Here is a 20,268-nt window from a genome sequence, read left to right on the forward strand (position 1 = left end):
GTTCCGAGAGGTTGTTCGTGTCGGCCAGCACATCCCGTACGCTCCCGCCGGAGATCGCCGAGTCCGAGTCTGTGATGGCGCTCATCGAGCGGGGAAAGGCTGATGGGCAGATCGCCGGCGATGACGTGCGTCGGGCCTTCGAGGCTGACCAGATTCCGCCAACCCAGTGGAAGAATGTTCTGCGCAGCCTCAACCAGATCCTCGAGGAAGAGGGTGTGACGCTGATGGTCAGTGCAGCGGAGTCGCCGAAGCGCGCCCGCAAGAGCGTCGCAGCGAAGAGCCCGGCCAAGCGCACCGCCACCAAGACCGTCACCGCCAAGACGACCGTGACGAAGACTGTCGCGGCCGCCACGGCGGCACCGGCGGAAGAGAGTGCGGACCTGGCCGACGAGGCCGGAGCGCCGGCGAAGAAGGCGGCCGCGAAGAAGACCGCGGCCAAGAAGACGGTGGCGAAGAAGACCGTCGCCAAGAAGACGACGGCCAAGAAGACCGCCGCCAAGAAAGACGCCGACGAGGCTGTCGAGGGCGAGGAGCTCCTCGACGACGTCGCGCCCGGCAAGGGCGAGGACGAAGAGGCCGAGGGCGAGAACAAGGGCTTCGTCCTGTCCGACGAGGACGAGGACGACGCTCCGGCGCAGCAGGTCGCCGTCGCCGGTGCCACCGCCGACCCGGTCAAGGACTACCTCAAGCAGATCGGCAAGGTCCCGCTGCTCAACGCCGAGCAGGAGGTCGAGCTCGCCAAGCGCATCGAGGCCGGTCTGTTCGCCGAGGACAAGCTGGCCAACTCCGACAAGCTGGCGCCCAAGCTCAAGCGTGAGCTGGAGATCATCGCCGAGGACGGCCGCCGTGCCAAGAACCACCTCCTGGAGGCCAACCTCCGCCTGGTGGTCTCTCTGGCCAAGCGCTACACCGGCCGCGGCATGCTCTTCCTGGACCTGATCCAGGAGGGCAACCTGGGTCTGATCCGTGCCGTCGAGAAGTTCGACTACACCAAGGGCTACAAGTTCTCCACGTACGCCACCTGGTGGATCCGTCAGGCGATCACCCGCGCCATGGCCGACCAGGCCCGCACCATCCGTATCCCGGTGCACATGGTCGAGGTCATCAACAAGCTCGCGCGCGTCCAGCGCCAGATGCTCCAGGACCTGGGCCGCGAGCCCACCCCGGAGGAGCTGGCCAAGGAACTCGACATGACCCCGGAGAAGGTCATCGAGGTCCAGAAGTACGGTCGCGAGCCGATCTCCCTCCACACCCCGCTGGGTGAGGACGGCGACAGCGAGTTCGGCGACCTGATCGAGGACTCCGAGGCGGTCGTCCCGGCCGACGCGGTCAGCTTCACGCTCCTCCAGGAGCAGCTGCACTCCGTCCTCGACACGCTCTCCGAGCGTGAGGCCGGCGTGGTCTCCATGCGCTTCGGTCTCACCGACGGTCAGCCGAAGACGCTGGACGAGATCGGCAAGGTCTACGGCGTGACGCGTGAGCGCATCCGTCAGATCGAGTCGAAGACCATGTCGAAGCTGCGCCACCCGTCCCGCTCGCAGGTGCTGCGCGACTACCTCGACTAGTCCGCCAGTCCGCGATTTGTTCGAGCCGAAGGGCCCGGTTCCCCGAAAAGGGGACCGGGCCCTTCGGCATTGCGCGGGTGCATGGCGGGAAGGCCTGGACGACGCTGGGTGAACAGATGTCACCGGAGAGTCAGGAGGCTCTATGCGTCGCCCCATCGCCCGAGCAGTGACCACTGCCCTGGGCCTGATCTCGGCGGCGGCGGGCCCGTTCGCCGCCACCGCTCCCGCGGCCGCCGACAGCGTCGTGGTGGGCGGGCAGCCCGCGGCGGCCGCGGAGGCCCCGTGGGCCGTGGCGCTCTCCAGCCGTGACCGGTTCGGGGGTACGCGGGCGGGCCAGTTCTGCGGGGGAGTCGTCGTGGCGCCCACCCGGGTCCTGACCGCGGCCCACTGCGTGGGCAGGGACGTCCTGGGAGGCGAGGCCTGGGAGCTGCCCGACTTCAAGGTGATCGCGGGCCGGAGCGCCCTGCTCGGCCAGGACGGACACGAGGTCCGCGTCTCCCACACGTGGATCAGTCCGGACTACGACCCGACGGCCAACGCGAACGACCTCGCCGTACTGACGCTGGCGAGTCCGCTGCCGAAGTCGTACGTGATCAAGACGGCCGTCCGCGGGGACGCGGCCGAGGAACCGGGGACGGCGGCGGACGTGTACGGCTGGGGGGACACCACCGGAAACGGGACCTACGCCTCCGGCCTGCGCTCGGCGCGCGTCCAGGTGCTGCCCGACGCCGCGTGCGAGCGGGCCTACCCGGGTGGCTTCGGAGCCGCGTACAGGGCCGCCACGATGCTGTGCGCGGGCGATCCGCAGGGGGGCAGGGACGCCTGCCAGGGGGACAGTGGCGGGCCGCTGGTGGCCGAGGGTCGGCTCATCGGGCTGGTGTCCTGGGGCAGCGGCTGCGGACAGCCCGAGAACCCGGGTGTCTACACCCGTGTCTCGACGGTGCTGCCGGAGAAATTCTGAGCCTTCGGGCGCGAGAACGGGCGGCCACCCCCCTGGGTGCGGGGGTGGCCGCCCGTCGTCCGGTCAGCGACCGGCCCATGGCTCGTCGTGGATGCGAGGCGTCAGCGGTCCTCGTCTACTGCCTTGGCCGGCACGTCGGTGAGCCGGTCAGTCTCATCCTGTATTTCCGCGGCGATCTTCTTGAGTTCCGGCTCGAACTTGCGACCGTGATGGGCGCAGAAGAGCAAGTCACCACCGCTGGTCAGGACGACGCGCAGGTACGCCTGGGCGCCGCAGCGGTCGCAGCGGTCAGCGGCCGTCAGGGGGCTCGCGGGGGTCAGAACAGTAGTCACGTCGCCTCTTCTCTAGCTCGACGAGCTGTCGTACCAGGGTCAACATCCAACCAGGCCGAAAACGTTCCCGCTCGTGGCTTTTCCTCGAAACTTCTTCCCGAGGTGGCTGTCTGCTGCCGGTTGGCGGCGAATGAGCCGTATTGCGTCGCTCTACGGATTTCGCATTGCTTGTCTCGGTTTCGTCCTCCCGGCTGGGTTGCCGGTTGTTCATGAGGACGTGCCCGGAGCCTAAATGGTTCATGCCTGGAAGGGAACGTGATGTTCGCGTCACCCCTTCGAGGGATCGAACACCCATGCGACTCTGCACTAGCATGAGAATTCAGGAGGGTGGCGTGACAACGGCTCTACCAGGCATCGGTACCCTCTGACCGGTGACCGACGCCGGGCCTTACCCCACCGGGCCAGTTTTCAAATTCAGCGAGGAGCGAACCGCGTGACCGCCGAAACGTCCGTGCCGTCCAGTGCGCTGCTGACCGCAGACCGTGACGGTTCCAACTACACCGCGCGGCACCTGCTCGTACTCGAAGGGCTCGAAGCGGTCCGCAAGCGCCCCGGTATGTACATCGGGTCCACCGACAGCCGCGGCCTGATGCACTGCCTCTGGGAGATCATCGACAACTCGGTCGACGAGGCTCTCGGTGGCTACTGCGACCACATCGACGTGATCCTCCACGACGACGGCTCCGTCGAGGTGCGCGACAACGGCCGAGGCATCCCGGTCGACGTCGAGCCCAAGACCGGGCTCACCGGCATCGAGGTCGTCATGACCAAGCTGCACGCCGGCGGAAAGTTCGGCGGCGGCTCGTACGCCGCCTCCGGCGGTCTGCACGGCGTCGGCGCGTCCGTGGTGAACGCGCTCTCGGCCCGGCTCGACGTCGAGGTCGACCGGAACGGCGCCACGCACGCGATCAGCTTCCGCCGGGGCGTCCCCGGCATCTTCACCGAGCAGGGCCCCGACAGCCCCTTCGACCCGTCCAACGGCCTGCTGAAGGGCAAGCGCGTCCCCAAGACCCGCACCGGCACCCGCGTGCGCTACTGGGCGGACCGCCAGATCTTCCTCAAGGACGCCAAGCTCTCCCTGGAGCACCTGCACCAGCGCGCCCGGCAGACCGCCTTCCTCGTCCCCGGCCTGACCATCGTCGTCCGCGACGAACGCGACCTGGAGGGCGTGGGCAAGAGCGAGGAGACGTTCCGCTTCGACGGCGGCATCAGCGAGTTCTGCGAATTCCTCGCCCAGGACAAGGCCGTCTGCGACGTCCTGCGGCTGACCGGCCAGGGCACCTTCAAGGAGACCGTCCCGGTCCTCGACGACCGCGGGCACATGACGCCCACCGAGGTCACCCGTGAGCTGGGCGTCGACGTCGCCCTGCGCTGGGGCACCGGCTACGACAGCACGGTCAGGTCGTTCGTGAACATCATCGCCACCCCCAAGGGCGGCACCCACGTCTCCGGCTTCGACCAGGCCATCACGAAGACGGTCAACGAGGTCCTGCGCTCCGCGAAGATGCTGCGCGTCGCCGAGGACGACATCGTCAAGGACGACGCCCTGGAGGGGCTCACCGCCGTCGTGACCGTCCGGCTCGCCGAGCCGCAGTTCGAGGGGCAGACCAAGGAGGTGCTCGGCACCTCTGCGGCCCGCCGGATCGTCGCCAACGTGGTCGCCAAGGAGCTGAAGGCCTTCCTGACGTCCACCAAGCGTGACGCCAAGGCGCAGGCCCGGGCCGTCCTGGAGAAGGCCGTGGCCGCCGCCAGGACCCGTATCGCGGCCCGCCAGCACAAGGAGGCGCAGCGCAGGAAGACCGCGCTGGAGTCCTCCTCCCTGCCCGCGAAGCTCGCCGACTGCCGCAGTGACGACGTGGAGCGCAGCGAGCTCTTCATCGTCGAGGGAGACTCCGCGCTCGGCACCGCCAAGCTCGCCCGGAACAGCGAGTTCCAGGCGCTGCTGCCGATCCGAGGCAAGATCCTCAACGTCCAGAAGTCCTCCGTCTCGGACATGCTCAAGAACGCCGAGTGCGGGGCGATCATCCAGGTCATAGGGGCCGGCTCGGGCCGTACCTTCGACATCGACGCGGCCCGCTACGGCAAGATCGTGCTCCTCGTCGACGCCGACGTCGACGGCGCGCACATCCGCTGCCTGCTGCTGACCCTCTTCCAGCGCTACATGCGCCCCATGGTCGAAGCGGGCCGGGTCTTCGCCGCCGTACCGCCGCTGCACCGGATCGAGCTCGTCCAGCCCAAGAAGGGCCAGGACAAGTACGTGTACACGTACTCGGACAACGAGCTGCGCCAGACCCTGCTCGAGTACCAGCGCAAGGGCGTCCGCTACAAGGACGCCATCCAGCGCTACAAGGGCCTCGGCGAGATGGACGCCGACCAGCTGGCGGAGACCACCATGGACCCGCGCCACCGGACCCTGCGCCGGATCAACATCGGCGACCTGGACTCCGCCGAGCAGGTCTTCGACCTGCTCATGGGCAACGACGTGGCGCCCCGCAAGGAGTTCATCACCAGCTCCGCGGCGACGCTCGACCGCTCGCGGATCGACGCCTAGGAGCCGTCCACCCAGGGGTGGAGCCGTAAAGCTCCACCCCTGAGCCGATCACAGCCGCGCCTCCCCTCCGTAGCATCGAAGCGACGGAGGGGGACGGACGTGGAAAGCGACAAGTCGACGAGCCGATGGCTCGAATGGCCCGCGTCGGAGGCGCTGACACGGATCGGCGTGCCACGCGTCCGCCTCGTGCTCGACGCGGTGCTTTTCGCCGCGATCAGCGGCGGGACCGTGGTCAGCGCCTATCTCTCGGGCGCCTTCCCCGGCTGGTACGGGGTCCTGCCGCCGCTGGGGCTCGCCCTCGCGGTGGCCGCGATCGCCGCCTACCACCGGACGACCCACGCCAACCAGCTCGCGCGCTCCCTCGGTCTGCTCGCCGCCGTCGCAGGACTCGGCCTCGCGGCGCACGTCGCCGGAGCGCACGTGTCCGCCACCCTGCTCTGGATCGTCGTCTCCGTCACCGCGCTGGAGAGACTGCCTCTCCTCGTCGCCCTCGCGACCGTGCTGGTCCTGTCGGGAGGGTTCGTCGACGCGGACGAGACCGGGGTTCTGGGGGCCGGAGTCACCACCGTCGCCGTACTGCTCACCGGGTACTCCCTCCGCCTGGACTCCGAGGCGCGCAGCGCCGGATTCCGGCTGCTGACGCAGGAGCGTGCCGCACGCGAGGCCGAGGCGGCCTCAGCGGCCCTGGCCGAGCGGGCCAGGATCGCCCGCGAGATCCACGACGTCCTGGCGCACAGCCTCTCCGCGCAGATGGTGCACCTGGAGGCGGCCAGGCTGCAGATCGACGCCGGAGCCGAGCGGGAGACGATCCTGGAGCGGGTGGTCGCGGCCCGTGCCATGGCCCGGGAGGGGCTGGCCGAGACCCGGCAGGCGCTCTCCGCGCTCCGCGGCGACGTGGCGCCCGTCGAGGACTATCTGCGGGAGCTGGCGCACGAGGACAGGGCGGAGGTCCGGGTGGTCGGCGCCCGCCGACAGCTTCCGGCGGAAGCCTCACAGGCCGTACGGCGAGTGGCGCAGGAAGCCCTCACCAACGTCCGCAAGCACGCCCCCGGCGCCAGGACACGCGTGCTCTTCGCCTACGGAACGGGGGAGGTCGCCTTGGAGGTACGGGACTCGGGCGTGCCGGGCGGGGCCGGCGCGGCCGGCGCCGCCGGAACCGTCGGCGTGGTCGGGGCGGCCGGGGCGTCCGGCCTGGTCGACGGAGCGGGGCTGAGTGCCTCGGGTTCCGGTTACGGGCTGCTCGGGATGCGGGAGCGCGCCGAGCTCCTCGGCGGGACGCTGGACGCCGGACCCGAGGGCGACGGCTTCGCGGTGCGACTGAGGGTGCTGGCATGAGCGCGCCCGGGAACCGGCACGGCGACCGCAGGGTCGCGCGCGTGATCGTCGCCGACGACCAGTCCATGGTGAGGGAGGGAATCGTGCTCGTGCTCGGGCTGCTGCCCGGCATCGAGGTGGTAGGGGCGGCCCGGGACGGCGAGGAGGCCGTCGCCCTCACCGCCGAACTGGCCCCCGATGTCGTGCTGATGGACCTTCGGATGCCGCGCTGCGACGGAGTGGAGGCGACCCGGAGGATCCACGCCGAACACCCCGGCACCGAGGTCGTCGTCCTCACCACCTACGCCGACGACGACTCCCTCTTCCCGGCGCTCCGAGCGGGGGCGCGTGGCTATCTCACCAAGGACGCGGGAGGCGAGGAGATCGTACGGGCGGTGCATGACGTGCTCGACGGGCGGGCCGGGCTCGCTCCCGCCGTCCAACGGCGGCTCCTGGAACAGCTGATGGCGGAGCCGGAGCGGCGCGGCGCACCCGACGGCGACCCGTCGCGAGGCCGGCCGCGGCGGCAACCCGACCCCCTGCCCGACGGGCTCACCGAGCGTGAGGTCGAGGTGCTCACGCTGGTCGCGGACGGCCTCTCCAACCAGGAGATCGGCGCCCGGCTGAGCATCTCCACCGCCACGGTGAAGACCCACATCAACAACCTCTTCGCCAAGGCGGGAGTACGCGACCGGGTGCAGGCCGTCCGGTACGCATATCGGTCCGGGCTCGTCGTACCACCCGGGCAAACCATCACCTGATGGGGTGAATGGGAGGAGGAGAAGAGTCCAGGATCTTCCCGCTCTGTCCATCCTTGGCACGCGGCTGAAACGGTTCGCTGACAAGGAGAGTTCAGCGGTGGAGAAGCACGAAGGGCCGGGCGTCCCCGCGGTGCGGATCGACGACCCCTGGTACGACGCACTCGCCTCCGGCTGGGGCGAGTCGGCCGACGCGGAGACACCGGCCGCCGAGGCCGGGCCCGCCGCGCCGACGACCGGAGCGGTACCGCGACAGCAGCCGGAGCAGGGCTCGGGGCACGGCTCGCAGTACGGGTCGCAGTACGGCTCGCAGCGCGGCTCCGACCGCGGCGCGGCCGCCATCTATCTGGAGGTCCAGCGCAGCCCGGCCTTCCAGGAAGTACGCAGCCGCTACCGGAGGTTCGTGATCCCGGCGTCCCTGGCCTTCCTCCTCTGGTACCTCGCCTACGTCGTGGCGGCGACGGCGGCACCCGGGCTGATGGCCCGGCCCGTCGTCGGGATGGTGAACGTGGCGATGGTGGCCGGTCTCGGACAGTTCCTCACCACCTTCCTGCTGACCTGGGCCTACGCCCGGCATGCCCGGCTCCGGCGGGACAGGGCCGCACTGGAGCTGCGCTGGACCGTGTTCGACGAGACGCGGGCGCAGGAGATGACGCGGGGAGTGCAACGGTGACCAACGACCATCAGATGCTCGCGCTGCTGCTGTTCAGCGCGTTCGTCGCCGTGACGCTCGGGATCACCACCTGGGTGAGCAGGAACCGGCACGGCTCGGCCGAGGAGTTCTACGCCGGGGGCCGGCTCTTCTCGCCCTTGGAGAACGGTTTCGCCATCGCCGGCGACTACATGTCCGCCGCCTCCTTCCTCGGCATCTCCGGCCTGATCGCGCTCTTCGGCTACGACGGCATGCTCTACTCCGTCGGATTCCTCGTCGCCTGGCTGGTCGTCCTCCTCCTGGTCGCCGAACTGGTCCGCAACTGCGGCCGGTTCACGCTCGCCGACGTCGTCGCGGCCCGGATGGCGGAGCGCCCCGTCAGGATCGCCGCCGGAACCTCCTCCGTCACCGTCTCCGTGCTCTATCTGGTGGCCCAGATGGTCGGGGCCGGCAGCCTGGTCGCCCTCCTCCTCGGGGGCACCAGCGAGGCAGCCCGCTCCTGGACCGTCGTCGGCGTCGGCGCCCTGATGGTGATCTACGTGTCGCTCGGCGGGATGCGCGCCACCACCTGGATCCAGATCGTCAAGGCCGTACTGCTCATGGCCGGCACGATCGCCCTCACCGTGCTTGTCCTGCTCCGCTTCCACGGGGACTTCAACCAGTTGCTCGCCACGGCCGCCGAACGCAGCGGACACGGACGGGACTTCCTCGCACCGGGACTGCGCTACGGCGGCGAATGGACCGCACGCCTCGACTTCATCAGCCTCGGTCTCGCCCTCGTCCTCGGCACCGCGGGCCTGCCGCACATCCTGTCCCGGTTCTACACCGTGCCGACCGCGCGGGCCGCCCGCCGCTCGGTCGTCTGGTCCATCGGGCTCATCGGCGGCTTCTACCTCATGACGATCGTCCTCGGCTTCGGCGCCGCCGCGATCATCGGCCCGGACGCCGTCCGCGCCTCCAACGCCGCCGGGAACACGGCCGTACCGCTGCTCGCCCTCGACCTCGGCGGGGGAGCGGGGTCGACCGGAGGCACGGTGCTCTTCGCGATCGTCGCCGCCATCGCCTTCGCCACCATCCTGGCCGTCGTCGCCGGCATCACCCTCGCCTCGTCCGCCTCCGTCGCCCACGACCTGTACGCCTCGCTGCGCCGCCGGGGGGCCCGGGCGAAGCAGTACAGCGAGGTGACCGTGGCGCGGATCGCCGCCGCCGGGATCGGCGCGGCCGCGATCGGGCTCGGCCTGCTCGCCCGCGACCTCAATGTGGCGTTCCTGGTCGGCCTCGCCTTCGCGGTCGCGGCCTCGGCCAACCTGCCGGTGCTGCTCTACTCGCTGTTCTGGCGGAACTTCACCACGCGCGGCGCCGTCTGGTCGGTGTACGGAGGGCTCGTCCCCGCGGTGCTGCTCGTCGTCCTCTCCCCGGTCGTCTCAGGCAGCCCCGAGGCGCTCTTCCCCGGCGTGGACTTCCACGTCTTCCCGCTCCAGAACCCCGGCCTCGTCTCCATCCCGCTCGGCTTCCTGGCGGGCTGGATCGGCACCGTCACCTCCGCCGAGCCGCCGGACGCGGCCAAGCACGCGGAGACCGAGGTCAGGGCGCTGACGGGCGCCGGGGCGGTCTGAGGCCGGGGGGAGCCTCCGTGGGGCTCAGCCGGTGGACTTCACCCAGACGTACCGGTGTTCGGGGCGGCCCGTCTCGCCGTACTTCAACGAGAGCCGCACCCGGCCGGCCCGTTCGAGCAGCTTCAGATAGCGCTGGGCGGTCTGCCGGCTCACCCCCGCCCGCTCGGCGATCTCCTGCGCGGACAGGGCCCCGCCGGCGGCCAGCAGCACCTGGCGCACCAGCTCGGCGGTGGTGGGGGAGTGGCCCTTGGGCAGGTCGGGCTCCACCGCCCCGGCGGAGAGGGCGCCGAAGATGCGGTCGACCTCGGCCTGCTCGGCCTCGCCGCCGCCTTCGAGGGTGTGGCGCAGGGCCGCGTACGCCTCCAGCTTGGCGCGCAGCCCGGCGAAGGCGAAGGGCTTCACCAGGTACTGCAGCGCGCCGTGGCGCATCGCCGCCTGTACGGTCGCCACGTCGCGCGCCGCCGTCACCATGATCACGTCGGTCTGGTGGCCGAGGCGGCGCAGCTCCCGTACCACCGCGAGCCCGTTCTCGTCCGGCAGGTAGTGGTCGAGCAGGATCAGGTCGACCGGTACCTCGCTCAGCCGGGCGAGCGCCTCCGCCGTGGAGTGGGCGGTGGCGACGACCCGGAAGCCGGGCACCTTCGTCACGTAGGCCGCGTTGATCCGCGCGACGCGGGTGTCGTCGTCCACGACCAGTACGTCGATCATCGCGGCTCTCCCACGGCCGTACGCTCCGCCGGCTCCGGCTCGTTCAGAGCCTCCGGGAGGACGACGGTGAACTCGGCGCCGCCGCCGTCCGGGCCCGTGCCGACCCGGGCGCTGCCGCCCTGGCGTTCGGCGAGCCGGCGCACCAGGGCCAGGCCGAGGCCCCGCTTGCCGTGGGAGGGCAGCTCCTTCGTGGTCCAGCCCTCGGTGAAGATGAGCTCGCGCCGGTCGTCAGGGACGCCAGGACCGCTGTCGGTGACCCGAAGGACGGCCGTACGGCCCTCGGCCCGCACGGCGATCTCCACGCGCGCGTGGACGGTGCCCGAGGCGGCGTCCAGGGCGTTGTCGACGAGGTTGCCGACGACCGTGACCAGCTCGCGGGGGTCGACCAGCCGGTCGGGGAGGAGCGAGTCGGCCGAGATCCGCAAGGACACGCCCCGCTCGGCGGCGACCGTGGCCTTGCCGACCAGGAGCGCGGCGAGCAGCGGATCGTGGATCTTCTCGGTGACCTGCTCGGCCGTGGCCCGGTGGACACCGACGACCTCGGTGACGAATTCGACGGCCTCCTCGTGCATCTCCAGCTCCAGCAGGCCCAGGAGGGTGTGCAGCCGGTTGGCGTGCTCGTGGTCCTGGGCGCGGAGGGCGTCGATCAGGCCCCGGGTGGAGTCCAGCTCGCGGCCGAGCCGCTCCAGCTCGGTCCGGTCGCGCAGGGTGGCCACGGCACCACCGTCGTCCGTCGGCATCCGGTTGGCGATCAGCACGCGGTTGCCCCGGACGGTCACCAGGTCCTCGCCCGTGACCCGGCCGGCCAGCACATCGGCCGTACGGCCCGAGCCGAGCGTCTCCTCCAGCGGCCGCCCGGTCGCCTCGGGGCCTATGCCGAGCAGCCGCTGCGCCTCGTCGTTCATCAGCCGGACGCGTCCGGCGCGGTCGAGGGCGACGACGCCCTCGCGGATGCCGTGGAGCATGGCCTCGCGCTCGGCGAGGAGCGCGGAGATGTCCGAGAACGCCAGGTCGTGCGTCTGCCGCTGGAGCCTGCGGGAGATCAGGTACGCGGCGAGGGCACCGGCCGCCAGCGCGCCGCCCGCGTACGCCAGGAGCCCGGGGATCGCCCCGAGGAGCCGGTCGTGGACGCTGTCGTACTCGATGCCGACGGACACCGCGCCGACGATGGCCCCGTCCGCGTCCCGCAGCGGGGCCTTGCCCCGGGCGGAGCGGCCGAGGGTGCCGTTGTCGATCTCCATGACCTCACGCCCGGAGAGGGCGGCGCTGGGGTCCGTGGAGACGACCTTGCCGATCTGCGTGAGGTCGGTGTGGGACCAGCGGACGCCCCGGGTGTCCATGACCACGACGTACTCGGCGCCCGTGGCCTGCCTGATCCGCTCGGCCTCCCGCTGCACCGGGCCCTCGGCGGAGGGACCGGAGGCCCGCAGCGCGTCCGCGACCTGGGGGGAGGCGGTGGTCTCGGCGATGGCGAGGGCGCGTCGCATGGCCTGGTCGTCGAGCTGGTCGCTCAGCGGGGCGAGGAAGAGGCCGGTGGCCAGCACCGTGACGCCGGCTGCGATGGCCAGCTGCATGAGCAGGACCTGGGCGAAGACCCGCCGCGGCCAGCCGAAACGCCTGCGTCGCGCGGGGGGCGGCGTGGGGGTGGTCGGTGCGGGGGTCATGGCAGGAACGGTACGGGGCGGGGGCTGGGACCGGAAATGTGCGGGGCCCTTGGGCGGGCGGCGGCCGGGGGTGACGGGGCCTGGGGTGGGCGTGGGGTGGTGTGGGCGTGGGTGGTCGGCCGCGGGCCGGGGGGTGCGCCCGGCCCGCGGCCGGGCTGGGGTTCCCACCCGCACCACACGTGCGAGTAAGGAGACAGAGGTGCGGGTCCGCCTGTGGGCGGTTGCTCGCCGTCGGCGGCCGCGGCAGGGGAGTCGCCATCGCGCGTCGGCTGCGGCGGGTGCGGGGTTTCCCGCGGTCGTGCCTATTCTGGGGGCTTTGGGCGTCTCGTCTTCGGAGGGTTTCCTTGGTCACGCAGCAGATTCCCGTCGTCGTCCTCTCCGGGTTTCTCGGGTCAGGGAAGACGACGCTGCTCAACCATCTGCTGCGCAGCGCCCGGGGCACTCGGATCGGAGTCATGGTCAACGACTTCGGCGACATCGGGATCGACGCCATGACCGTCGCCGGGCAGGTCGGCTCCACCGTCTCGCTCGGCAACGGCTGCCTGTGCTGCGCCGTCGACGCGAGCGAACTGGACGAGTACCTGGAGGCCCTCACCCGGCCCGAGGCCCGCCTCGACGTGATCGTCATCGAGGCGAGCGGGCTTGCCGAGCCCCAGGAGCTGGTGCGGATGGTGCTCGCCAGCGAGAACGAGCGGGTCGTGTACGGCGGGCTCGTGCAGGTCGTCGACGCCGCCGAGTTCGCGCGGACCCGGTCCGCGCACCCCGAGACCGACCGGCATCTGGCCCTCGCCGACCTTGTCGTCCTCAACAAGGTCGATCGGGTGGGGGAGGACGAGGTGGACGCCGTCCACGAGGCCGTCGGCCGGCTCGCGGGAACCGCCGCCGTGGTCCGCGCCGCGCACGGCCGGGTCGATCCGGAACTCCTCTTCGACCGGGTCGTGCCCGAGGGCGAGATCGAGGGGCAGATGTCGATCGAGGACCTGCTCTACGGGGACGACGACGCCCACGACCACCCGCACGCCGCCTACGAGACCCTCTCCCTGGCCTCCGGCACCGCGCTCCACCCGCGCAGGCTCATGGAGTTCCTCGACTCCCGGCCCGAGGGCCTCTACCGCATCAAGGGCTTCCTCGACTTCGGCGCCGCCGACCCCGCCAACCGCTACACCGTGCACGCCGTCGGCAGGTTCCTGCGTTTCTACCCCGAGCCCTGGGCCCCCGGGCAGGAGCGGCTCACCCAACTCGTCCTGATCGGCTCCGGCATCGACGGCGACGCGCTGCGCAAGGAGCTCGACGGCTGCCGCGTGAACGGCCCGCAGGACGCCCCCGACGAGCACAGCATGTGGGGCGTCCTGCGGTACGTACAGGAGCTGGAGTCGGATCCGCAGCAGTCGGACCCGGACGAGCCGGGGCGGTCGGCCGACGAGGACTGACTCGCCCGGCCGACCGGTCCTAGCTCGCCGGGCCCGCCACCACCGAGACCGGCTTCGGGAGCGGGGTGCCCGAGCCGTCGCGGCGCGGGTCGACCTCGGGCAGGTCCACGGGCGTGCCGTTCTCCTGCGCGGCGTACGCCGGGGTCGCCCCCGCCCACGCCAGGATGAGGACGTCCTCGCCCTTCAGGAATCGCTGGCAGCGCACACCACCGGTCGCACGGCCCTTGCGCGGGTACTGGTCGAAGGGCGTCAGCTTCGCCGACGTACCGGCACCGTCGTCCAGCGTGCCCGTGGAGCCCGCGACCGTGAAGACCGCCGCGTCCGCCGCGGGGTCGACCGCCGTGAACGAGAGCACCTCGGCGCCGTCCGCCAGCTTGATGCCCGCCATGCCGCCCGCCGGCCGGCCCTGGGGCCGTACCTGCGAGGCCTGGTAGCGCAGCAGTTGGGCGTCGGAGGTGATGAAGACCAGGTCCTCCTCGCCCGTCCGCAGCTCGGTTCCGCCGACGATCCGGTCACCCTCCTTGAGGGTGATGACCTCCAGCTCGTCCTTGTTCGCCGGATAGTCCGGGACCACGCGCTTCACCACGCCCTGCAGCGTGCCGAGCGCCAGACCCGGCGAGGACTCGTCGAGCGTGGTCAGACAGACCACCGTCTCGTCGTCCTCCAGGGTCAGGAACTCCGCCAACGGCGCACCGCCCGCCAGGTTCGGCGCGGCGGCCGTGTCCGGCAGCTGGGGCAGGTCGATCACCGCGAGCCGCAGCAGCCGGCCGGCCGAGGTCACCGCGCCGACGTCGCCGCGCTGGGTCGCCGGGACCGCCGAAAGGATCACGTCGTGCTTCGCACGCTTGCCGTCCTCGGCGGGGGCCGGGACCTCCGCCGTCGCCGTACGCGCCAGCAGGCCCGTCGAGGACAGCAGCACCCGGCACGGGTCGTCCGCGACCTCCAGGGACACGGCGGAGACCGGCGCGCCCGCCGACTCCAGCAGGACCGTCCGACGGTCGGAGCCGAACTTCTTGGCCACCGCCGCCAGTTCCGCCGAGACCAGCTTGCGCAGCTCGCTGTCGGAGTCCAGGATCCCGGTCAGCTCGTCGATCTCGCCGTTGAGCCGGTCGCGCTCGGTCTCCAGCTCGATCCGGTCGAACTTGGTGAGCCGGCGCAGCGGGGTGTCCAGGATGTACTGCGTCTGGACCTCGCTCAGCGAGAAGCGCTCGATCAGCCGCTCCTTCGCCTGCGCCGAGTTCTCGCTGGAGCGGATGAGGCGGATGACCTCGTCGATGTCGAGCAGCGCGACGAGGAGGCCCTCGACCAGGTGCAGCCGGTCGCGCTTCTTGGTCCGGCGGAACTCGGAGCGCCTGCGCACCACGTCGAAGCGGTGGTCGAGATAGACCTCCAGGAGCTCCTTGAGGCCCAGCGTGAGCGGCTGGCCGTCGACCAGCGCCACGTTGTTGATGCCGAAGGACTCCTCCATCGGCGTCAGCTTGTACAGCTGCTCAAGGACCGCCTCCGGCACGAAGCCGTTCTTGACCTCGATGACCAGGCGCAGGCCGTGGCTGCGGTCGGTGAGGTCCTTGACGTCCGCGATGCCCTGGAGCTTCTTGGAGCCGACGAGGTCCTTGATCTTGGAGATGACCTTCTCCGGGCCGACCGTGAAGGGGAGCTCGGTGACGACGATGCCCTTGCGGCGCGCCGTCACGTTCTCCACGGTCGCGGTGGCGCGGATCTTGAACGTGCCGCGGCCGTTCTCGTACGCGTCCTTGATGCCGGAGAGGCCGACGATCCGGCCGCCGGTGGGCAGGTCGGGTCCCGGCACGAAGCGCATGAGCGCCTCAAGGTCCGCGTTCGGGTGGCGGATCAGGTGCCGGGCGGCCGCGATGACCTCGCCCAGGTTGTGCGGGGGCATGTTCGTCGCCATGCCGACCGCGATCCCGGAGGCGCCGTTGACCAGCAGGTTCGGATACGCGGCGGGCAGCGCGACCGGTTCCTGCTCCTGGCCGTCGTAGTTCGGCGTGAAGTCGACGGTGTCCTCGTCGATCGACTCCGTCATCATCAGCGCCGCGGCGGCCATCTTCGACTCCGTGTACCGCATGGCGGCCGGCGGGTCGTCGTTGCCCAGGGAGCCGAAGTTGCCGTGGCCGTCGACCAGCGGGAGGCGCATGGAGAAGGGCTGGGCCATGCGCACCATCGCGTCGTAGATCGACGCGTCGCCGTGCGGGTGCAGCTTGCCCATGACCTCGCCGACGACACGGGCGCACTTCACATAGCCGCGGTCGGGGCGGAGTCCCATCTCGTTCATCTGGTACACGATGCGGCGCTGCACCGGCTTCATGCCGTCGCGGGCGTCCGGCAGCGCGCGGGAGTAGATCACCGAGTACGCGTACTCGAGGAAGGAGCCCTGCATCTCGTCGACGACGTCGATGTCGAGGATCCTCTCCTCGAACGCGTCGTCCGGCGGCGGTGTCTTCGTGCTGCGGCGGGCCATCGCGGCTGCGGCTCCTTCACCAACAAGGTTGATCTGACGCGGACCATTGTGGACCGTCCCACCGACAACGCCGACCGCGACCCGGGCGTGAGCGGTTCGCGAGCGGTTCGTGAGCCGTCCGCGACGCCCGCGCGACCCGGAAGAGGGACGCGGGGAAGCTGTGGGAACTTCGCCAGGTGTCAGTGCGCTTGCATAGGGTGGGAAGACTTTTCCATATCGCGATCGAAGGGACGTACATGCCCATGGGTCACACGGCCACGGCAGAGGCCGGCTCAGGCGGCCTGACAGCGACCGAGCACCGGCTGGCCAACGGCCTGCGCGTGGTGCTCTCCGAGGACCACCTGACCCCGGTCGCCGCGGTGTGCCTCTGGTACGACGTCGGCTCCCGCCACGAGGTCGCCGGCCGCACGGGCCTCGCCCACCTCTTCGAGCACCTGATGTTCCAGGGCTCGAAGCAGGTCCACGGCAACGGACACTTCGAGCTGGTGCAGGGCGCGGGTGGCTCGCTCAACGGCACGACGAGCTTCGAGCGCACCAACTACTTCGAGACCATGCCCACCCACCAGCTGGAGCTCGCGCTCTGGCTGGAGGCGGACCGCATGGGCTCGCTGCTCGCCGCCCTGGACGACGAGTCCATGGAAAACCAGCGGGACGTCGTCAAGAACGAGCGCCGTCAGCGGTACGACAACGTGCCCTACGGCACGGCCTTCGAGAAGCTGACCGCCCTCGCCTACCCCGAGGGCCACCCCTACCACCACACGCCGATCGGCTCCATGGCCGACCTGGACGCGGCGACGCTGGAGGACGCGCGGACCTTCTTCCGTACGTACTACGCGCCGAACAACGCGGTCCTCTCGGTCGTCGGCGACATCGACCCGGCGCAGACCCTTGCCTGGATCGAGAAGTACTTCGGCTCCATCCCGTCCCACGACGGCAAGCTGCCCCCGCGCGACGGCGCGCTGCCCGACACCATCGGGGAGCAGCTGCGTGAGGTCGTCGAGGAGGAGGTCCCGGCCCGCGCGCTGATGGCCGCGTACCGCCTCCCGCACGACGGCACGCGCGCGTGCGACGCCGCCGACCTCGCCCTGACCGTCCTCGGTGGCGGCGAGTCCTCCCGGCTCCACAACCGGCTCGTGCGCCGTGACCGCACGGCCGTAGCCGCCGGCTTCGGCCTGCTGCGTCTGGCCGGCGCGCCGTCGCTGGGCTGGCTGGACGTCAAGACGTCCGGTGGCGTCGAGGTCCCCGAGATCGAGACGGCCGTCGACGAGGAGCTGGCCCGGTTCGCCGCCGAGGGCCCGACGCCCGAGGAGATGGAGCGCGCCCAGGCCCAGTTGGAGCGCGAGTGGCTCGACCGGCTCGGCACGGTCGCCGGCCGCGCCGACGAACTGTGCCGCTTCGCGGTCCTGTTCGGCGACCCGCAGCTCGCCCTGACCGCCGTCAACCGGGTCCTGGACGTCACCGCCGAGGAGGTGCGGGAGGTCGCCGCGGCCCGGCTGCGCCCGGACAACCGCGCGGTGCTGGTCTACGAGCCCACCGGTGCCGAACAGAGCGACGCCGAGCAGAGCGACAGCGACGAGGAAGAGGGAGCGGACCAGTGACCGACGCTGCCGCGTCTTTGACGAGCATGACGTTCCACCCGCAGCCGGAGCCGGGTACGGCCAAGCCCTGGGCCTTCCCCGCCCCGGAGCGCGGAGCCCTGGACAACGGCATGACGGTGCTGCGCTGCCACCGCCCCGGCCAGCAGGTCGTGGCCGTCGAGATCTTCTTCGACGCCCCGCTGGAGGCAGAGCCCGCAGGCCTCGACGGGGTCGCCACGATCATGGCCCGTGCCCTCTCCGAAGGCACCGACCAGCACACCGCCGAGGAGTTCGCGGCCGAGCTGGAGCGCTGCGGCGCCACGCTCGACGCGCACGCCGACCACCCGGGCGTACGGGTCTCCCTCGAGGTTCCCGTCTCCCGGCTGCCCAAGGCGCTCGGGCTGCTCTCCGAGGCCCTCATCGCGCCGGCGTTCCTCGACACCGAGGTCGAGCGCCTGGTGCGCAACCGGCTCGACGAGATCCCGCACGAGACGGCCAACCCGGCCCGCCGGGCGGCCAAGCAGCTCTCCAAGGAGCTGTTCCCGGCCGAGTCCCGTATGTCCCGGCCGCGTCAGGGCACCGAGGAGACGGTCGAGGCGATCGACGCCGACGCCGTCCGCGCCTTCTTCCAGGCGCACATCCGGCCGTCCACGGCCACCGCCGTGGTCGTCGGCGACCTGACCGACGTGGACCTGGACAAGGTCCTCGCCGAGTCGCTGGGCGCCTGGACGGGGAACAGCGCGGAGCCCCGGCCCGTCCCGCCGATCACGGCCGACGACACCGGCCGTGTGGTCATCGTCGACCGCCCGGGCGCCGTCCAGACCCAGCTGCTCATCGGCCGCGTGGGCGCCGACCGGCACGACCGCGTCTGGCCCGCCCAGGTCCTCGGCACGTACTGCCTCGGCGGCACGCTCACCTCCCGCCTGGACCGCGTCCTGCGCGAGGAGAAGGGCTACACCTACGGTGTCAGGGCCTTCGGCCAGGTCCTGCGCTCCGACGGCCAGGGCCACGGCGCCTCGATGCTCGCCATCAGCGGCTCCTTCGACACCCCCAACACCGGTCCTGCACTTGACGACCTGTGGAAGGTGCTGCGCACCCTCGCCGCCGAGGGCCTGACGGACGCCGAGCGCGACGTCGCCGTGCAGAACCTGGTGGGCGTGGCGCCGCTCAAGTACGAGACCGCCGCCTCCGTCGCGGGGACGCTCGCCGACCAGGTCGAGCAGCACCTCCCGGACGACTTCCAGGCGCAGTTGTACGCGCGCCTGGCCGAGACCGGCACGGTGGAGGCGACGGCGGCCGTCGTCAACGCCTTCCCGGTGGACCGGCTCGTCACCGTGCTCGTGGGTGACGCGGCGGAGATCGAGGAGCCGGTGCGCGCCCTCGGCATCGGTGAAGTGACCGTCGTCACCGGCTGATTGGGCCGACCGCCGCCGCGCTCCGGTGGCATGCGAGGACCCCGACGTCACAGTACGTCGGGGTCCTCCTCTTTGTCCGTATTGCCAGAGAGGGTGGCCGTATGCCCTGTGGCATGTCTTACAAACTGGCGTGTCTGTTTGGTGATTGAAAGACGGTCCGCATAGCGTCGGTCCGGCTGTTCGCCAGTTGCACCCGCCACATCCGTGGCATCGGACAGTCATCGCCGAGTCCCCGTCAGGCGCGAGCCTGGGGAGCCGGGGACCCACACGAAGTCCCTGGGGTGAATCGGACGCCTTCGCACCCGTGCGGAGGGGCCCGTAGGAGACCTTCCTGCTCCGAACCCGTCAGCTAACCCGGTAGGCGAGAAGGAAGGAAAGGATCAGCCACTACATGGCGTTCACCCGTGCCACCGGGAAGCATCGTGGTCCGAGCCGTTTGGCGCGCCGCAGCGCCGGCCTCGCCGGCGTCGCGACCCTCGCCACCACCGGCGTCATCGGCACCCTCGCCTCCCCGGCGCTCGCCGTCGACACGGACGCCCCCTCCCTGGAGGACACCGGCCTGACCCAGGTCGTCGTCGCCGACAACGCCCTCGCCGACACCATCGACGCCCAGGCCGCCGCCCAGGAGCGCGAGGCCGCCGAGGCCGAGGCGAAGCGCGTGGCCGAGGCCCGTGCCAAGGCGGAGGCCAAGCGCAAGGCGGAGGCCCGCGCCAAGGAGATCCGCGAGGCCAAGGAGCGCGCCGCCCGTGAGGCCGAGCGCAAGCGCCTGAACTCCTTCCAGCTCCCCGTGGCCGGCTCGTACGTCTCCACCGGCTACAAGACCGGCGGTTCCCTCTGGTCCTCCGGCAGCCACTCCGGCGTCGACTTCCACGCCGCCTACGGCACCAAGGTCGTCTCCGTCGGCTCCGGCACCGTCGTCGAGGCCGGCTGGGGCGGCGCGTACGGCAACAACATCGTCATCCGGATGAACGACGGCACGTACACCCAGTACGGGCACCTCTCGGCCATCAGTGTCTCCGTCGGTCAGACCGTCACCCCGGGCCGGCAGATAGGGATCTCGGGCTCGACCGGCAACTCGACCGGCCCGCACCTCCACTTCGAGGCCCGCACCACCGCCGAGTACGGCTCCGACATCAACCCGGTCGCGTACCTGCGCGCCCGCGGCGTGAACGTCTGACCGTCCGGCGAGGTCCCCCACCGCACGTCAGAAAAGCCCCGGCTCGTACTGAGCCGGGGCTTTTCGCTG

15 protein-coding genes and 1 riboswitch are annotated in these 20,268 nt (G+C 71.1%); of the genes, 11 read left to right on the forward strand and 4 right to left on the reverse strand.

The genetic code is table 11. The features are described from left to right. The first annotated feature begins 17 nt into the window (after positions 1 to 17). Together ACGFYP_RS31850 and ACGFYP_RS31855 are read left to right on the forward strand one after the other, a co-directional pair. Entirely contained in the window at positions 18 to 1,565 is a 1,548-nt protein-coding gene (locus tag ACGFYP_RS31850; protein ID WP_361968673.1) for an RNA polymerase sigma factor, read from the forward strand. Between the two features lie 142 nt (positions 1,566 to 1,707). Further along, positions 1,708 to 2,526, forward strand: coding sequence for a serine protease (locus ACGFYP_RS31855; RefSeq protein WP_393501038.1), 819 nt, complete (start codon positions 1,708 to 1,710; stop codon positions 2,524 to 2,526). Between the two features lie 101 nt (positions 2,527 to 2,627). On the opposite strand, the gene ACGFYP_RS31860 is transcribed toward ACGFYP_RS31855, so the two are convergent. Then, positions 2,628 to 2,858 carry a hypothetical protein gene (locus ACGFYP_RS31860; RefSeq protein ID WP_137992866.1) on the reverse strand — a complete coding sequence of 77 codons (231 nt, stop codon included), beginning with the start codon at positions 2,856 to 2,858 and terminating at the stop codon, positions 2,628 to 2,630. Between the two features lie 433 nt (positions 2,859 to 3,291). On the opposite strand from ACGFYP_RS31860, the gene ACGFYP_RS31865 reads away from it, so the two are divergent. From ACGFYP_RS31865 to ACGFYP_RS31885, 5 genes are all read left to right on the forward strand, one after another. Further along, on the forward strand, positions 3,292 to 5,409 hold the full coding sequence (locus ACGFYP_RS31865) for a DNA topoisomerase IV subunit B (RefSeq protein WP_361968669.1): 2,118 nt from the start codon (positions 3,292 to 3,294) through the stop codon (positions 5,407 to 5,409). 99 nt (positions 5,410 to 5,508) lie between these two features. Then, positions 5,509 to 6,744, forward strand: coding sequence for a sensor histidine kinase (locus tag ACGFYP_RS31870; RefSeq protein ID WP_393501043.1), 1,236 nt, complete (start codon positions 5,509 to 5,511; stop codon positions 6,742 to 6,744). After that, positions 6,741 to 7,484, forward strand: a complete 744-nt coding sequence (locus tag ACGFYP_RS31875) for a response regulator (protein ID WP_393501046.1) — start codon at positions 6,741 to 6,743, stop codon at positions 7,482 to 7,484. Before ACGFYP_RS31870 ends, ACGFYP_RS31875 begins: the two co-directional genes overlap by 4 nt. A 97-nt stretch (positions 7,485 to 7,581) precedes the next feature. Next, complete coding sequence (locus ACGFYP_RS31880; protein WP_393501049.1) at positions 7,582 to 8,154, forward strand: DUF485 domain-containing protein; 573 nt, start codon at positions 7,582 to 7,584, stop codon at positions 8,152 to 8,154. Beyond that, positions 8,151 to 9,749, forward strand: a complete 1,599-nt coding sequence (locus tag ACGFYP_RS31885) for a cation acetate symporter (RefSeq protein WP_393501052.1) — start codon at positions 8,151 to 8,153, stop codon at positions 9,747 to 9,749. The genes ACGFYP_RS31880 and ACGFYP_RS31885 overlap by 4 nt, the downstream gene beginning before the upstream one ends. A gap of 24 nt (positions 9,750 to 9,773) precedes the next feature. Here ACGFYP_RS31885 and ACGFYP_RS31890 read toward each other — a convergent pair whose 3' ends face one another. Further along, positions 9,774 to 10,457, reverse strand: coding sequence for a response regulator (locus tag ACGFYP_RS31890; RefSeq protein WP_393501055.1), 684 nt, complete (start codon positions 10,455 to 10,457; stop codon positions 9,774 to 9,776). Continuing rightward, a complete protein-coding gene (locus tag ACGFYP_RS31895; protein ID WP_393501058.1) occupies positions 10,454 to 12,121 on the reverse strand; it encodes an ATP-binding protein in 1,668 nt (555 codons plus the stop codon). The genes ACGFYP_RS31890 and ACGFYP_RS31895 overlap by 4 nt, the downstream gene beginning before the upstream one ends. A 344-nt stretch (positions 12,122 to 12,465) precedes the next feature. On the opposite strand from ACGFYP_RS31895, the gene ACGFYP_RS31900 reads away from it, so the two are divergent. After that, the gene (locus tag ACGFYP_RS31900; protein ID WP_393501060.1) at positions 12,466 to 13,551 is read left to right on the forward strand and encodes a CobW family GTP-binding protein; all 1,086 of its coding nucleotides are present in this window, start codon (positions 12,466 to 12,468) and stop codon (positions 13,549 to 13,551) included. Positions 13,552 to 13,570: 19 nt separating this feature from the next. Here the strand turns inward: ACGFYP_RS31900 and ACGFYP_RS31905 are convergent, their stop codons facing one another. Then, entirely contained in the window at positions 13,571 to 16,030 is a 2,460-nt protein-coding gene (locus tag ACGFYP_RS31905) for a DNA topoisomerase (ATP-hydrolyzing) subunit A (RefSeq protein ID WP_393501063.1), read from the reverse strand. 242 nt (positions 16,031 to 16,272) lie between these two features. On the opposite strand from ACGFYP_RS31905, the gene ACGFYP_RS31910 reads away from it, so the two are divergent. The 3 genes from ACGFYP_RS31910 to ACGFYP_RS31920 all read left to right on the forward strand — a co-directional run bounded on the left by ACGFYP_RS31910 (position 16,273) and on the right by ACGFYP_RS31920 (position 20,199). Continuing rightward, entirely contained in the window at positions 16,273 to 17,628 is a 1,356-nt protein-coding gene (locus ACGFYP_RS31910; RefSeq protein WP_361968700.1) for a pitrilysin family protein, read from the forward strand. Between the two features lie 26 nt (positions 17,629 to 17,654). Continuing rightward, positions 17,655 to 19,022 carry a M16 family metallopeptidase gene (locus ACGFYP_RS31915; RefSeq protein WP_393501152.1) on the forward strand — a complete coding sequence of 456 codons (1,368 nt, stop codon included), beginning with the start codon at positions 17,655 to 17,657 and terminating at the stop codon, positions 19,020 to 19,022. A 212-nt stretch (positions 19,023 to 19,234) separates the two neighbouring features. Then, a riboswitch (cyclic di-AMP (ydaO/yuaA leader) is annotated at positions 19,235 to 19,401 on the forward strand. 12 nt (positions 19,402 to 19,413) lie between these two features. Beyond that, the gene (locus ACGFYP_RS31920; RefSeq protein ID WP_393501066.1) at positions 19,414 to 20,199 is read left to right on the forward strand and encodes a M23 family metallopeptidase; all 786 of its coding nucleotides are present in this window, start codon (positions 19,414 to 19,416) and stop codon (positions 20,197 to 20,199) included. Positions 20,200 to 20,268: the final 69 nt, after the last annotated feature.

The sequence above is a fragment of the Streptomyces sp. NPDC048370 genome (genome assembly GCF_043200825.1).
Lineage (GTDB): Bacteria > Actinomycetota > Actinomycetes > Streptomycetales > Streptomycetaceae > Streptomyces.